Annotated in this window: 15 protein-coding genes and 1 rRNA gene; 13 read left to right on the plus strand and 3 right to left on the minus strand. The window is 38.6% G+C overall.

The genetic code is table 11. The features are described 5' to 3' along the window. A 5S ribosomal RNA gene (rrf, locus tag KVT27_RS27550) occupies positions 1–76 on the plus strand; the annotation flags it as partial. A 91-nt stretch (positions 77–167) separates the two neighbouring features. Here rrf and KVT27_RS19435 read toward each other — a convergent pair. Then, on the minus strand, positions 168–839 hold the full coding sequence (locus tag KVT27_RS19435; protein ID WP_036122093.1) for a LytTR family DNA-binding domain-containing protein: 672 nt from the start codon (positions 837–839) through the stop codon (positions 168–170). Between the two features lie 214 nt (positions 840–1,053). On the opposite strand from KVT27_RS19435, the gene aceA reads away from it, so the two are divergent. Continuing rightward, on the plus strand, positions 1,054–2,337 hold the full coding sequence (aceA, locus tag KVT27_RS19440) for an isocitrate lyase (RefSeq protein ID WP_036122096.1): 1,284 nt from the start codon (positions 1,054–1,056) through the stop codon (positions 2,335–2,337). A gap of 103 nt (positions 2,338–2,440) precedes the next feature. Next, on the plus strand, positions 2,441–4,039 hold the full coding sequence (aceB, locus tag KVT27_RS19445; RefSeq protein WP_036148220.1) for a malate synthase A: 1,599 nt from the start codon (positions 2,441–2,443) through the stop codon (positions 4,037–4,039). A gap of 210 nt (positions 4,040–4,249) precedes the next feature. Here aceB and KVT27_RS19450 read toward each other — a convergent pair whose 3' ends face one another. Beyond that, entirely contained in the window at positions 4,250–4,915 is a 666-nt protein-coding gene (locus KVT27_RS19450) for an O-methyltransferase (RefSeq protein WP_036122102.1), read from the minus strand. Positions 4,916–5,045: 130 nt separating this feature from the next. Here KVT27_RS19450 and KVT27_RS19455 point away from each other — a divergent pair, with 130 nt between their 5' ends. From KVT27_RS19455 to KVT27_RS19480, 6 genes are all read left to right on the plus strand, one after another. Continuing rightward, positions 5,046–5,936, plus strand: a complete 891-nt coding sequence (locus KVT27_RS19455) for a LysR family transcriptional regulator (protein ID WP_036122103.1) — start codon at positions 5,046–5,048, stop codon at positions 5,934–5,936. 73 nt (positions 5,937–6,009) lie between these two features. Then, on the plus strand, positions 6,010–6,405 hold the full coding sequence (locus KVT27_RS19460) for a GntR family transcriptional regulator (protein ID WP_036148217.1): 396 nt from the start codon (positions 6,010–6,012) through the stop codon (positions 6,403–6,405). A gap of 37 nt (positions 6,406–6,442) precedes the next feature. Next, positions 6,443–7,504: a DUF1648 domain-containing protein gene (locus KVT27_RS19465; protein ID WP_235213850.1), complete on the plus strand. Its 1,062-nt coding sequence runs from the start codon at positions 6,443–6,445 to the stop codon at positions 7,502–7,504. Positions 7,505–7,577: 73 nt separating this feature from the next. Continuing rightward, positions 7,578–8,249: a response regulator transcription factor gene (locus KVT27_RS19470; RefSeq protein WP_036148215.1), complete on the plus strand. Its 672-nt coding sequence runs from the start codon at positions 7,578–7,580 to the stop codon at positions 8,247–8,249. Then, positions 8,246–9,619: a HAMP domain-containing sensor histidine kinase gene (locus KVT27_RS19475; RefSeq protein WP_217581783.1), complete on the plus strand. Its 1,374-nt coding sequence runs from the start codon at positions 8,246–8,248 to the stop codon at positions 9,617–9,619. The genes KVT27_RS19470 and KVT27_RS19475 overlap by 4 nt, the downstream gene beginning before the upstream one ends. Before the next feature lie 73 nt (positions 9,620–9,692). After that, the gene (locus KVT27_RS19480) at positions 9,693–10,097 is read left to right on the plus strand and encodes a hypothetical protein (RefSeq protein ID WP_025116855.1); all 405 of its coding nucleotides are present in this window, start codon (positions 9,693–9,695) and stop codon (positions 10,095–10,097) included. Between the two features lie 47 nt (positions 10,098–10,144). On the opposite strand, the gene KVT27_RS19485 is transcribed toward KVT27_RS19480, so the two are convergent. Further along, a complete protein-coding gene (locus KVT27_RS19485; RefSeq protein WP_309140239.1) occupies positions 10,145–12,064 on the minus strand; it encodes an SEL1-like repeat protein in 1,920 nt (639 codons plus the stop codon). Positions 12,065–12,230: 166 nt separating this feature from the next. Between KVT27_RS19485 and KVT27_RS19490 the strand changes: the two genes are divergently transcribed. The 4 genes from KVT27_RS19490 (at position 12,231) to KVT27_RS19505 (ending at position 16,040) form a co-directional block, all read left to right on the plus strand. After that, positions 12,231–12,938: a glycosyltransferase gene (locus KVT27_RS19490; RefSeq protein WP_036122112.1), complete on the plus strand. Its 708-nt coding sequence runs from the start codon at positions 12,231–12,233 to the stop codon at positions 12,936–12,938. 92 nt (positions 12,939–13,030) lie between these two features. Continuing rightward, complete coding sequence (locus tag KVT27_RS19495) at positions 13,031–13,291, plus strand: metal-sensitive transcriptional regulator (RefSeq protein WP_004233098.1); 261 nt, start codon at positions 13,031–13,033, stop codon at positions 13,289–13,291. 219 nt (positions 13,292–13,510) lie between these two features. Next, on the plus strand, positions 13,511–14,650 hold the full coding sequence (locus KVT27_RS19500) for a transglutaminase domain-containing protein (protein ID WP_150908429.1): 1,140 nt from the start codon (positions 13,511–13,513) through the stop codon (positions 14,648–14,650). Positions 14,651–14,735: 85 nt separating this feature from the next. Further along, positions 14,736–16,040, plus strand: coding sequence for a transglutaminase domain-containing protein (locus tag KVT27_RS19505; protein WP_233301936.1), 1,305 nt, complete (start codon positions 14,736–14,738; stop codon positions 16,038–16,040). Positions 16,041–16,059 lie beyond the last annotated feature (19 nt).

Genomic DNA, 16,059 nt, shown 5'->3' on the forward strand with positions numbered 1-16,059 from the left:
CGAACACGGAAGTTAAGCTCTTTAGCGCCGATGGTAGTTGGGGGCTTCCCCCTGTGAGAGTAGGACGTCGCTAGGCACTAGAAAGACCAGAGAATTTTTTCTCTGGTCTTTTTTCGTTTTCAACAGAAAAAATTAAAGCTGTCTCTAGAGCAAGACAGCTAATATATTTAAAACTCAAGCGCACTTCTCAAGTTATTGATATATGATTGACTCACTGGTAACTCACTACCATCCATTAATGTAATAATAAAGTTTGATGTCAAATCACGCGCCATTTTTTTTATGAAATAAATATTTACGATATAGGATCTATGAATACGAATAAAGTATGATGGTAATCTTATTTGAAGTTCTTTAAGGGTAATGTTCGTTTTAAATTGTTCGCGCTCTACATAAAACCATGTCTTTTTTTGAAGACTTTCAATATGTGATACTTTATTAATGGCTACAGGATTCCATTCTTCATCTTGTTTTCCTGTTATAAACTCAAATGGTTCTGTCTTTTTAGTAGTGAAAGTAGATGGCAGTATAACTACTAGAGCAGCTGGTTCATCCTGAATGAGTATCGGATAGCCGATACCGTAAAAGGGTGTATCGCATGACAAATTATCTAAAATTGTTTCTGTTTTTTTCTGTGTGCGCAAGACTTGATCGGCAATACTTCCAGGTAACACTTGTTGATTCCTTTCTAAATGGATACTTGGATGCCCTGGTTGAATAAAGATATAAGAATTATCAACAGCAATTGCAATGGATGAATCAGTAGGAATCCAATCGCTCAACATTGAAATATATTGTTCTGAAATATCTTTTGCACAAGATTTTAACTCATTGTTCATTGTGAATATCCCCCTTGTTTGTAAATAACCATCCAAATTTCATCGCAAAAAAGAATAGCTTTGTCATGAAAATTTGGTCTTTTATCAAAAAATAATGAAAATTCAAATACTCTGTTATATATTAATTTACAACAAATAAACCTGTTATGGAACAGTGATTTAAAAGTTTTTTAACAGAGTATATTGTATACAAAGGGGAAGGTGGAATTTCAATATGTCAACTCGTCAAGAAAGAATCGGAGCTTTAGAGAAACAATGGGCTGAAAACCCTCGCTGGGCTGGTATTGAACGCACATATTCGGCTGAAGAGGTTATTAAACTACAAGGTACTGTAGTAATTGAACAAACCTTGGCAAAAAAAGGCGCTACTCGACTATGGAATTCATTACATGAGGAGCCGTTTATTAATGCATTGGGGGCATTAACGGGGAATCAGGCGGTACAGCAAGTTAAAGCTGGACTCAAAGCTATCTATCTATCAGGCTGGCAAGTAGCTGCGGATGCAAACCTTTCAGGTCAAATGTATCCAGATCAATCACTATACCCAGCTAATTCTGTACCAGCAGTAGTTAAACGAATTAATCAAGCACTTCAACGTGCAGATCAAATTGATTATGCTGAAGGACGTGTCGATCAATTTGACTGGTTTGCTCCAATTGTAGCAGATGCAGAGGCAGGTTTCGGAGGACCTCTTAATGTATTTGAGCTTGTTAAAGGCATGGTGGAAGCAGGGGCAGCTGGTGTTCACCTTGAAGATCAGTTAGCTTCAGAGAAGAAATGTGGTCATCTAGGTGGTAAAGTTTTACTTCCAACACAAAACGCTGTTCGTAATTTAGTAGCTGCGAGATTAGCCGCTGACGTTATGGGTGTTGATACAATTCTAATCGCTCGTACAGATGCTGATGCTGCAGATATGGTTACTTCAGATATCGACCCACGTGATGCAGAGTTTATTACTGGTGAACGTACTCCTGAAGGTTTCTTCCGTACAAAGGCTGGCATCAAACAAGCAATTGCTCGGGGCTTAGCTTACGCACCATACGCTGATTTAATTTGGTGTGAAACTTCTAAACCATCTCTTGAGGAAGCTCGTGAATTTGCAGAAGCTATTCATGCAGAATTCCCAGGTAAAATGCTTGCATACAACTGTTCACCTTCATTTAACTGGAAAGCAAATCTTTCAGAAGAGGAAATTGCAGAGTATCAGCGTGAGCTTGGTAAGCTAGGTTATAAATTCCAGTTTGTTACTTTAGCAGGGTTCCATGCATTAAACCACTCTATGTTTGAGTTGGCACATGATTATAAAGATAATGGTATGGCTGCATATTCTAAGCTACAGCAAGCTGAGTTTGCTTCGGAATCTAAAGGCTATACAGCGACACGCCATCAACGTGAGGTAGGTACTGGATACTTTGATGAAATTTCTCAAGTTATTTCAGGTGGTACTTCTTCAACAACGGCAATGGCCGGATCGACAGAAACTGAACAGTTCGTATAAAAAATTCGTGTTTTCCTAAATTCATAATCATAGAGTAGTCTCCTCCGCTTCTCCTAAAGCGGAGGAAGACAAAACTAAAATCGCAAAGGTGGGTAAACAACTAATGAAACAAGCAACGACAGGTAAGCTTAAAATTGTTGGAGAACAAAATGAGCATACAAACGAAATTTTAACGCCTGAAGCTCTTGAGTTTGTTCTTGCCCTGCACGAGAAATTTGATGCTCGCCGTAAAGAGTTATTGAATGCTCGTCAGAAACGCCAAAAGCGTCTAGATGCTGGAGAGAAACTAGATTTCTTACCTGAAACAAAGCATATTCGTGAAGGTGATTGGTCAATTGCACCTCTTCCACAAGATTTGCAGGATCGGCGTGTTGAAATTACAGGGCCGGTTGACCGTAAAATGGTTATTAATGCGTTAAACTCTGGAGCAAAGATGTTTATGGCTTGCTTTGAGGATGCTTCTTCTCCAACATGGGAAAATATGATTGGTGGTCAAATTAATATGCGTGATGCTATTAATAAGACGATTGAGTTTACACAAGCATCCAATGGAAAAACGTATAAACTAAATGCTGAAACAGCCGTGTTACTAGTTCGTCCTAGAGGCTTACACCTGCTTGAAAAGCATGTACTTGTTCATGATGAACCGATTTCTGGAAGTTTCTTCGACTTTGGTTTGTATCTATTCCATAATGCAAAAAATGCACTGGCAAAAGGAACGGGGCCGTACTTTTATCTGCCGAAGCTTGAAAGCCATTTAGAGGCTCGTCTATGGAATGATGTCTTCGTATTTGCCCAAGATTATATTGGCATTCCACAGGGCACTATAAAAGCTACTGTATTGATCGAAACCATTTTGGCGGCATTTGAAATGGATGAAATTTTGTATGAGCTACGTGAACATTCAGCTGGTCTGAATTGTGGACGTTGGGACTATATTTTTAGTTATATTAAACGCCTTCGTAATCAAGCGGATGTTATTTTACCAGACCGAGGTCAAGTTACAATGACCGTCCCATTCATGAAGGCTTATACATCTTTATGTATTCAAACTTGTCATAAGCGGAACGCACCAGCAATGGGTGGGATGGCTGCACAAATTCCTGTTAAAAATGACGATGAAGCGAATGCGGTGGCATTTGCAAAGGTTGCTGAAGATAAGCGGCGTGAAGCAACAGAGGGGCATGATGGTACTTGGGTAGCGCACCCAGGTATGGTGGCAACAGCAATGGAGCAATTTGATGCCATTATGACGACCCCCAACCAAATTCATAAAAAGCGTGAGGATGTACAAGTTACTGCAGATGATTTAGTAGCTGTACCTGAGGGCACAATTACCCTTGAGGGACTTCGTGTTAACTGTAGTGTTGGTGTACAATATATTGCTTCATGGCTTCGTGGTAATGGTGCTGCACCAATTAACAATTTAATGGAGGATGCTGCGACAGCAGAGATCTCTCGTACACAAGTGTGGCAGTGGGTTCGACATCCAAAAGGTATTTTAGATGATGGGCGCGGCATTACATTAGCGTTTGTCCTTGAAATTCTGGAAGAAGAGCTTGTCAAAATTAAGGAGGCTGTTGGGGAACAAGCCTATAACAGTGGTCGCTTTGAAGAAGCCGCTGAACTGTTTAAATCCTTAATTGAGCAAGATGAATTCGCGGAATTCTTGACACTTCCAGGCTATGAAAAATTAGCGTAAATGAAAATCTACTAAAAACATATTCAGCTTTCCTACAAAATAAAATATAACGGGGTCTGTTCCCCCGTTACTAATGAGATGAGCACAATTGTATTAAAGGGGTCTACTTATAGAAAAGATGTCCTACGAGCTTAGATGGGGAGCTTATAAGACATCTTTTTTTATTAATCCGCGTAACTGTTCTTCCAGGCTACGCGGATTTTTTCTATCTTAATTGACTATGGCTAGGACAAATCCATCATAGCCTTTGACGCCAACCGTCTGTATAGCTGTTGCTTCAATACGGGGTTCCTCTTTTAGCAGATCTATAAATTGCTGTACGCCGCTAACACGTTCGTCCATACTATTTATATCTGTGACAGCACCATTCCGCACTACATTATCCGCAATAATAACGGCACCTGAATTCGCTAGCCTTACTGCCCACTTTAAATATTCAGGATTATTTGGCTTATCTGCATCAATAAAAATGACATCAAAAAATTGCCCCCTTTTTTTCAAGTCTGGCAATGTATCCAACGCTGGACCGATGATAATTTCAATCTTTTCCTCTAAGCCTGCATGTCGTATATTTTTGCGAGCGACAGAGGCATAGTCTTCATTAATTTCTAAAGTCACTACTTTGCCTTCTTTTGAAAGAGCTTGAGCTAAGCATATGCTGCTATACCCACCAAGTGTGCCAATCTCTAATACATTAACGGCTCCTTTTAATTTAGTTAGTAAATACAAAAATCTCCCTTGGGTTGGAGATACATCAATTTCAGGTATACCTGCAGCTTTATTTGCCAGTAGTGCAGCGGTAAGACAGCTGTTATCTGGTAGAAGCTTATCTGTAAAATAATTATCTACATTATGCCAAACATGTAACTCTGTCATCGTACAGCCCTCATTTCTATGTCGTTTAAAAAGTGCAAGCTTGCATATAGAGTGTATGATAAAATAAATCATAAAAAAAATATATTATAATTATTCATATATAACTAAATGTTATGGATAGGAGAAAATGATGAATATTCATGGCTTAAAATTGTTTTATCATGTTGCTACGACTGGTAGTTTCACAAAAGCGGCAGAATTATTATGTATAAGCCAGCCTGCTGTTTCGAGCCAAATTAAACGATTTGAGCATGAACTAGGTGTGCAACTTTTTCAGCAGCAGGGGCGAGGGGTCGTACTTACGGAGTTTGGCATAGCTCTAGCGGAGAAAGCTCAACATTTGATGGCCCTTGAACAGCATATAGAAACATTTGTAGAAGAGTATCGCCTTGCCAAAGCAGGGGATTTACATATAGTAGCTACTTACCTACCAGCCAATTTTTTAATTCCTAAATGGGCAGCTATTTTTAAGGCAGCCAATGAACATGTAAATTTAATGATTACAACTACGAATACCAAGGATGCCTTTGAGCAACTAATACACTATAAAGCCGACCTTGCCATTTATGGCGGAGGAATTTCTGAGAGACCTAAAGAAATATGGTGGGAGGAATTATATGAGGATGAATTATGGTTTGTGGTGTCACCCCATCATAGGTATGCTCATCAAACTATTACATTAATTGAAATGTTTCAGGAGCCATTTATTATGAGAGAGAAAGGAAGCTCGATGAGAGAGCATCTTTTTTCCTTATGTCAAACGTACCAAGTAGAGCCACCAAAAATTGCGTTACAATTTAATGGGATCAATGAATCAATACGTTCTGTTATAGCTGGATATGGTGCCAATTTTATTTCATCCCTGGCAGTTAGAGAATATGTCGAGAGTGGGCAATTGGCAAGGGTCTATATAAAAGATATACATCCCGTTAAACATAAAATTTCCATTTGTACGAGAAAAAATGAAAAGCAAAATTTGCTGGTGCAAAATTTTATCGAGACGATTAAGCGCTCACTATAAATAGTTTGTCCTTCATGTACATTTAAAAAATATTTGTTATACTAAACATATAACAAATATGGAGCTGATAAACATGTTTATTCAAATAGAGCCGCAATCTGACGTTCCCATCTATGAGCAGGTGACACGTCAAATCATTGAAGGGATAGCAAGAGGCGATATGAAGCAAGGAGAGACCTTGCCATCTGTTCGGAGTTTAGCTGCTGATTTAGGCGTTAATATGCATACTGTAAATAAAAGCTATCATGAATTAGAGGCTAAAGGCATAATAGCTATACGCGCGAAATCAGGAGCCATTATATGTTCAACAGAGGAGAGGGCTTTGACGCCAGAACAACTACGACAAATTGAAAAGAATTTAAAGCCTGTTGTGGCAGAAGGTATGGTGCTCGGCGCAACAGTAGAACAAATTGAGCACATGATGAAAAAGGTGTTCGCAGACTTGCATATTCCAGCAGAGGGAGTGTAGCAAAATGCTACTTGGTGTTTTTATATCTATTTACATCATGACATTAGTTTTACAAATGATCGTTCCTTTTATCGTACGTGAGACCATTGTTTTTGGGGTCACTGTGCCAGATCAACATATTAAGCATCCTGCCCTAGCTGATGTTAAAAAACGTTACGCCCAAATAGTCGGAGGCACTGGCGTGGTGTTTTTAATTGTTATGATTATTAGTTACAACTTGCTTACTTCTGAATCCATTCAAGGCATGTTTTTACTCGGTTGTTTATGGAGCCTGCTTACAGTGAGTATGGGGCTATACTGGGTATATCACCAAAAGATATCAGCCTTAAAAAGGCAGGAGCAGTGGGGCGTAAATCTAAAACAGGTACGTGCAGTCGATCTTACAGCAAGAAGCCGTGATGAGATGCTGCCTTGGTCATTCTTTGCTGTGCCCTTAGTGATATCAGGATTTTTAATTATTTATACAATCCTTCATTACGATCAAATGCCAGCTAATATAGCTGTACATTGGGGACCGAGTGGAGAGGCAGATGCTTGGAAAAGCAAGACGTATTTAACAGCCATTTCATTGCCTCTTATTATGCTAATGATGCAATTCATGATGTGGGGCATTACTGATTCGATAAAGCGTTCTGCCATTAAAATAGCAGTAAATCGCAAGGAGGAATCGCTAGAGGATCAGCTAAAAACTCGAAAATTTATGAGCTGGCAAATTTTATTAGTAAGCTATGCTATAACAGTGTTATTAACGGTACTACAACTTAGTAATATTTATCCTGCCATGACTGTAGGCTATAAGCTATTACCGCTATTTGTTTTATTTTTAGTTGTTGTAGTCGGTTCTCTTTTAATTTATGTTGTGAAAAAGCGCAAATATAGAGTTCGCTATGAAAAAAATATTGATTCACAGGTCATGGATGTGGATGAAGATCGTTATTGGAAGGGCGGCTTAATTTATATGAATCGCCAGGATCCTTCCATTTTTGTAGAGAAACGTTTTGGGGTAGGGTGGACGATGAACCTTGCCAATCCAAGAGGATATATTGTCATTGGGTTACCTTTTCTCTTATTGCTGTTGATTTCTATATTTTCGTTATAAAATAATAAGGATCTATGATGAAAAATTCGTTCCAAGTGAGCGAATTTTTTTCATATTGACTGGAGGTAAGCAGATGAAAATTCTTGTTGTCGATGACGATGTGCATATTTTACAGCTAGTAAATATTTATTTAACAAAAGAGGGCTATCAAGTGTTACGTGCGGAAAATGCTCAGCAGGCACTAGCATTACTTAACGGGAATCTACCCGATTTAGCAGTCGTAGATGTGATGATGCCAGGGATGGATGGATTCACACTGACCGAGACTTTAACACAAGATTATGATATCCCTGTTTTATTATTAACAGCAAAGGGCGAGCTTGAAGATAAAGAGCGAGGCTTTTTAGCAGGCTCAGATGATTATGTTGTGAAGCCCTTTGAGCCAAAGGAATTATTATTTCGTATAGCCGCTATCTTGCGGAGATTGGATAAGAAAAATCAAATAACCATCCAAGTGGGCCATCTAGTAATCGATCGTCGTAGCTTCGAGGTTATTATTGGAGAAGAGACACTTATCTTACCTTTAAAGGAATTTGAATTGCTGGCGTTATTGGCATCACGTCCTAACCAGGTATTTACAAGGAGCTATATAATGGAGCAAGTATGGGGCTATGACTATGATGGAGACGAGCAAACATTGAATACGCATGTGAAGCGGGTTCGAGAAAGATTAAATCGTTTTGATACGGCTGTTGAAATCATCACGGTACGAGGCGTTGGCTATAAGCTAGAGGCAACGTCATGAAGACTTTATATAGTAAATTTGTAATGACCACATTGCTAGTGATGATTGGGAGCTTGTGTATTGGTTTTTTAGCGACGAATACATATTATCATCAAGTCGTAAAAGAAAAAAATGATACAAAAAACGTTGTCATCGCACAGGGGATTGCGCAATATATTGAGATTGCAAAGCCAGAGGATTTAAATAATTATTTCATGACACTTGGCGAAATTGGCTATCAAATATATGTAACCGCTGGCGAGGAAGGGCACTTTTTTGGTGGCGATTATCGGGATAAGAATTTATCAGAATCCGTTGTAAAGCATGTTTTAAATGGTGAGGTCTATCATGGGATGCGAGATTTCCCAAAAGAAACGTTTGTAACAGGCTTTTTTGCAAATGAGTTAATTAATACAATTGGTGTGCCATTTACGTATGAAAATAAATCCTATGCATTGTTCGTAAGACCGGATATTCGCTTATTGTTTTCGGAGGTACATACATTGCTTGGTGGATTAATGCTCGTCATGATAGTGCTCAGTTTACTTGCCATGCTACTATTTGCTAAGGCACTAATTCGTCCCATTACAAAGCTAACAGCTGCAACTCAACAGCTTGCACATGAAAAATTTGATACTGTTTTGGATATTGACCGTAATGATGAATTAGGCCAATTAGCTACTAGTTTTAATATAATGACAGAAAAATTACAGGAGAATGATCGCGTACGAAAGGAATTCATAAGTAATGTATCGCATGATTTTCAATCCCCCTTATTAAATATTCAAGGATATGTTGACTTACTAAAAAATCCTTTGCTGAAGGAAAAGGAAAGACGGGAGTACGCAGCCATTATCGAATTGGAAACAAAACGCTTATCAACTTTAACGAAGCAGTTATTGTTATTAACATCGCTTGATCAATCGACACGAATAGTCAAACGTGAGCGTTACCGATTAGATGAACAGCTAAAGGAAAGCGTACGAAAATATCGCTGGCAAATGGAAGAGGCTCAGCTCCAAATCACTTACAAAATGGAGCAAGTTATTTTTAATGGGGATGCAGGGCTTCTACAAAATGTGTGGGACAACTTGCTGACAAATGCGATTAAGTACAATGTGGAGGGAGGTCAAATACATCTAGATTTACAGCAAAAACCTGCTTCGCTTGCAATACTTGTTGAGGATAATGGAATAGGTATGACTGCAGATCAATTAGCAAAAGTTTATGACCGTTTTTATCGAGCAGACACTTCTAGAACGAAGCAAGGGACAGGATTGGGACTAGCAATTGTCAAGCAAATCGTAGAGCTACATGGAGGCACTGTCCATATAGAAAGCGCAGTCAATGCGGGGACAAAGGTATATATAGATCTCCCCATTTTGTCATGAGGAGTTCATATAAAGTTCATGTTCTCCCGGTAAACTGCTACTTAGTTGAAACAAACTAAGGGGGAGTTTTCGTATGGAACAGAAGTGGAGCATACGCCTTATTCGATTGGCTGCCATTTTTGCTTTAATTGGAACCTATCTAGGTTCACATATGTCCGGTTCAGGTAGTTACGAATATAGACCGATACATGCACATATTTTACTTGTTGGTTGGCTGAGTATGTTTGCGTGGGGTATTTTTTATAGAGCTTTTAAAGTCAAATCACAAAAATTAGTGAATATACATGGTTGGACAGCTATTCTTGGTGTTTTTGGCTTAACATTAGGGATGTGGTTTTACAATATCAATCCATTTAATTTTGGTAGCACCTTTACTTTAGTGTTCTTTATTGTAGGTGGAACTACGTTATTAATTAGCTTTGCTTTGTTCATTGTAGTAACATTTATGATTAAACAACAGGAAGATATGAAAAATTAGAAAAACCTACCGTGTTACATAAGCTCGTGACGCGGTAGGTTTTCATGTTATTGGATATCTTGAAGTGATTTTTTCAGCCATTTTGTGGCTTCTTGATAATCTTGGGCAACACCCTGCCCTTTTTTATAGATCAGACCGAGTTGGAATTGTGCCTTCTGATGCCCCTGATTCGCAGCCAATCGATAGAGCTGGGCTGCTTTAGCAAAATCCTTTGGAACGCCTTGCCCATGACTGTGCATTTGTGCTAATTGGTATTGTGCTTTTATATGTCCTTGAGCCGCAGCTTGCTCAATCCATTTGGCAGCTTCAGTATAATCCTGAATAACACCCTTGCCTTTATCAAATAAATTTCCGAGCTGGTATTGAGCACCCGCATGCCCTTGAATCGCAGCTAATCGATAGCAGCGACGTGCCTCTTCAAGATCCACAGAAACCCCTAATCCTTGCTCATATAATAGGCCTAATTGATACTCAGCCTGAATATGAGACTGATCAGTTGCAGCTCTCCACCATTGCACGGCTTCTGGATAATTAACAGGAACACCAGCTCCTGAAGTTAATAAAAGTCCGAGCTCATATTGAGCATCCACATAACCCTTTTCAGCTGCAGCCTTTAGATAGGGCAGAGCTTTATCTGGTTGTTGAAGTTGATAAACATATAGACGCCCAAGCTCGAAGCCAGCACTAATATGTCCTTCTTTAGCAGCTAGGAGTAGCCATTTCTCAGCTAATACGATATCCTGTTCTTTTTCATAGAGAAGACCAAGGTAATATTGTGCATGTAAATGTCCTTTATGTGCCGCTAGCTTAAACCACTTCAAAGCCTCAATAGGGTCCTTGTCTATTCCTTGGCCAGTATTGTAGAGCATGGCAATTTGAAATTCTGCATTCATATGGTCTTGTAAAGCGGCCATGTGCAACCATTTAGCTGCCTCTGCAAAATTTTGTTGAATGCCACGACCTTTCAAATGCATATAGCCTAGATTATATTGCGCACTTGCATCTCCGGCTAAGGCGGCCATTTCAAAATAAGTGCTGGCCATCACATAACTTTGCTCTACACCTGTCCCATTATGATAAAGAAATCCTAAATTGTTTTGTGCACTGGTATTCCCTTGATCCGCGGCTAAGGTGTACCATTTGGCTGCCTCATTGAAATCTTGTGATATGCCCAACCCTTGATTATAAAGCACACCCAGATTATACTGAGCATCTGCATTTCCTAAATCAGCCGCTATTTGGTAGTGATGAGCGGCCTCCCCATAATTTTGTTCCGTACCTTGTCCTAGATGAAAGAGGACACCGAGACTATAGTGTGCATTGGGATCGTTTTGAGCTGCGGCTCGTTCATACCACATTTTCGCAAGCGTATAATCCTTTTTAACGCCTTGCCCATGGTTGTAAAGCGCCCCTAAATTATATTGCGCACTTGCATCACCATTTTGTGCCGCAATTTCGAACCAATCAGCTGCATGTTTATAAGCATCTGTTGAATGGTCCTGCTGATATAGGTTGTTTTCCGACAAGAAAATATTCTCATCAGCGACATTCGATTTAAAGCTACGATCATAGCGCTTCATAAACCATTCAACAATATCAGTTATATAATCAAGAACAATTTTGGCCGCCTTTGCCTCCACAAGTTCATTACTAGTATGGCTTGTCATTTTATAGACGAGATTCATTAATAGGAAAATTCGACGAGGATGAATCTGGGCTGTAAAACTACGATTATTTAACAGCATGCGAACATTTTTTAATTTGGGCGTAGTATGCATTTCCAATTGATAAACCTCAAATAAAATCTCCTCTAATACGAGCAGTGATTTTTGTAAAGAAACTAGAGGGTTTGAAATGGCGAAAAAACTAGCTTCCTGTAAATTTTTAGCTAATGTTGCGAAGGAAAATTGCCTTAACTTATGACATTGTTCTTCAAGAATTTCATAATGTACGACGATAGTACTCACCCTCTTTCGTGGTATTCTCTTTTTTCATATATCGGAGAAATATCGATATTATTGATATGTTTTCATGGGATTCATCAGTTGAATTGTTGCTGTTACATGATACTATTTGATATAAGGGGAATTCATCAATATGAAGAGCCTGACAGCCTATAGGTGGAGGATAGACATGAAAAATATTGCAGCTATTATTCCAGCATATAATCCGCAACAATCACTCATTACCTATGTACATCAATTACTAGCAACGACCATTACACAAATTATTATTGTCAATGATGGAAGTGATCAGAAATATAAAGGGATTTTTGACGACCTAAAAAAAATTGAAGGTTGCCAAGTCCTTCAGCATCGAGACAATATTGGAAAAGGTGGTGCCCTAAAAACAGCCTTTACATATATACGAGAGCAAAAAAGAATATTTCATGGGGTACTCACAGTAGGGGCACATGGTCAGCATACATTACAAGATGTAAAGCTTGTTTTAACGATGACGAAGGTCTTTTCAGAAGGTATTGTGCTAGGCGTGCGAAACTTCCATTCGGTCGATAGTACCTTTCTTTCGTATTGGGGAAATCGTGCAACAAGTCTCTTATTTGAACTGCTCTATCACCGGAAATTGATGGATACTCAAACTGGTTTACGCTATATTTCGATGAATGAATTACCATGGCTAATGAAGGTAAAAGGTGAACATTATGATTATGATACAAATATGCTAATCGCTGCACTTAAACGAAAGTGCCCTATTTTCGAGATAGAGATTGGGCAATTACGAATAAAAAAGAACTCCATTATTCAGTATGATGAAATAACAAATGCAGGCTCCATTATAACGAGAATGCTTATGAATTATTTACGACCAAGAAAACAATGATAATTAAGGTTTAAAATTGAAATAAAGAGCTAGGATAAAGGATAACAATTACTCAATAGAACGTAGCGAGTATAGAAAGAAGGAGCATGTTTATGGAATATTCAGATCAAGTAAAAAATCGTGTGAAACGGATGGAAGGTCAGCTACGTGGTATTTTGAAGATGATGGAGGAGGAAAAAGACTGTAAGGCAGTGATTACGCAGCTATCAGCCGTCCGCTCGGCAGTAGACCGAACAGTTGGTGTGATTGTTAGTACAAATTTATTGGAATGTGTGCAAAATGCGGAAGGGGATGGCGAAAAGATGAATGAGGCCATTCAGGAAGCGGTTAACTTAGTAGTAAAAAGTCGTTAATTGTCGTAAAACTCACTGGAATGTAGTGAGTTTTATTTTTTTACAATTTAATAGTTATAATCGACGCCTATATTCAAATTTTAGGTAATTTATAGTATAAGGATTATTTTATTTTTTTAGTTGAAAGTCTTAGTTGGGGCGCTTGTCTCATAGCCTAGTAGTCACTTTCTTTGTTATGCTAACTAATAATGATAGCGTAAAAGGGAAGGTGATCGTGTTATGAAGAAATGGTTATTATGTGGCGCTACTTTACTTATGTTAAGTCCGACTGCGGCTTATGCACAACATGAGGAAACTAAGTCTGTAATAAATCCTGTTGTAGCAAATTCAACAGTCACAACTTGGGAGCAGTTTACAAAAGAACTAATAAAGAAAATTAATAGTTTTGAAACGGATATTAACATTACATATACTGGGCCGATGGATGATTTCAAAAAAGAGATTATGGCTGCTTTTGATCAAGCTAAAAAGCAGGCTGTATACGCAAGCGGACATATGGAAAGCACAACAATTTCCGCAGATTCTTTAGGGAACGTATCCTATAAAATAAAGTACCTGACAAATCAAACACAAGAAGCAGCTGTACAAAAAAAGATGGGTCAAGTATTGAAAAATATTATAAAACCTACTATGACTGAATTCGATAAAGTAAAAGCTATTAATGATTATATTGTATCGAATACTAGTTATGGTACTAAAACAAAGGCAAGTCCCCATAGTGCCTATGCTTTGCTATTTGAAGGACAAGCTGTTTGCCAAGGTTATGCCTTAGCTGCACAGGCAATGTTATCACAGAGTGGAATTGAAACAAAATATGTGGTGGGATTTGTAAATGGAAATGAAGCCCATGCTTGGAACTTGGTAAAGGTAGATGGTAAATGGTATCATTTGGATACAACATGGAATGATCCACTACCAAATCGCATTGGTGCTGCATCATATGATTACTTTTTGGTGACGGATGAAGTGCTTAAGAAGGATCATTCTTGGATTCAGGCAGATTACCCTGCTGCCACAAGCACTAAATATAGCTTTATGCGCAATGTTCATTTTGCGTATCCATTAAATAATGTCGTCTATTTTAGTAATACGGCTGATCACGATAAATTATATAAGCTAGAAATGGCAACTGGTAAAAAAACAAAAGTGTTGGATAAACGAGCGTTGTATATTACTGGAGTGGGCCAAAATCTATATTATAGTGATTATAGCAACAGTGGTTATTTAACAAAGCTAAATCTGAAAACTTTAAAGGCTGAAGTGTTGGTCAAACAGCCAGTAACGAATCTAAAGATTAGTGACAATTATCTAATCTATAACATGAATGCCAAAGAGCATAAACTTACATTAAGTCAATAAACAATTATTAACAGGCATAAAAGGACTCTGAACGGGTTCTTTGTGCTTGTTTTTGTATATAATGAATAGAAGAAGACGGTTGGAGGTGAGGAGTTTGTGGAAGAAATTAGCCATTATTATGATCATCATTATTTTCATTGACCCCATTTATACGGCAGGTAAAGCAGTTGTCCGGCAGGTAGCGGAATGGACAAATAATGATGAGATAGAAACAATGCTTCTTTCAACAAAGGAAAAAATCGTTGATGTAACCGCTAGACTTTCAGACAATGCCTCAATAGAAACGGCCATACCTATAGAAGACATGCATGATATGGAGGTAGCACCTACTGCTCAAGCAATTCAGAAGCCAGAGACAAAGTTAGTTGTGACAAACGTTAAGGAAATGACTGATGCAATGTATGCGTATTATAGTAGTTTCTCACCGAAATTTGAAATTCAGTATAAAGGGAATACACAACGAATTGAACAAATTGTAGAAGAGGCCTATAACAATGCCATCGAAAGAGACGATTATGTGTATGGCCATATTAGTAAACATTCAATTCGTTTTGAATATGGAAGAAACCAGGCAACAATATTTGGGGAGCAAAGCTATTTAATGACCCCAGAACAGGCTGCCTACGTGGAGATGAATGTCCAAGAAATCATTGCCAAAATCAGTAATACATCTATGTCAGACGTAGAAAAGGTACGAGCCGTTAATGATTATATTGTGGCAAATACGGCCTATACCGATCAAACAAATTCTAGTCCCCATAGCGCCTATACCGTTCTTGCAGAGCGGGGAGGGGTATGTCAGGGCTATGCTTTACTTGCTCACTCCATGTTACAAAAGCTAGGGATTGAAACGAAATATATTGTGGGATATGTAGGTCAAGAAGGACATGCGTGGAATTTAGTGAAGTTAGGTGGACAATGGTATCACCTTGATACAACGTGGAATGATCCAGTCCCAGATCGTAAGGGGGCCATTCGCTACCAATACTTTTTAGTTGATGACCGCACAATGGCAAAAGACCACTCATGGATTGCTGAAGATTATCCTAAAGCAACGAGTACACTCTATAGCTACTATCATGATATAGACTTCCCAGCGCAGGTTGACAATCAATTATATTTTAGCAACATCTCTGATGACAATAAGCTGTATGTGCTTGATATGAAGACGGGTAAAACGAAACGAGTAACAAATTCCCGTGTACAATACGTCGTTTATGCAGATGGATGGCTCTATTATAGTAATTATTCCCGAGGTGCTTATTTAACAAAAATTCGTCCAGATGGTAGCGGGGAACAGTCCCTAAACCGAGAAGATACGAAGGATTTATTTGTGAAAGATGGCTATCTTTATTTCACAACGAATGAGTTGAAGAAAATGGCCCTATAAATGGGGACAACAAAAAGGG

The organism is Lysinibacillus sp. GbtcB16 (assembly GCF_019091145.1).
In the GTDB taxonomy this organism is placed as follows: domain Bacteria; phylum Bacillota; class Bacilli; order Bacillales_A; family Planococcaceae; genus Lysinibacillus; species Lysinibacillus fusiformis.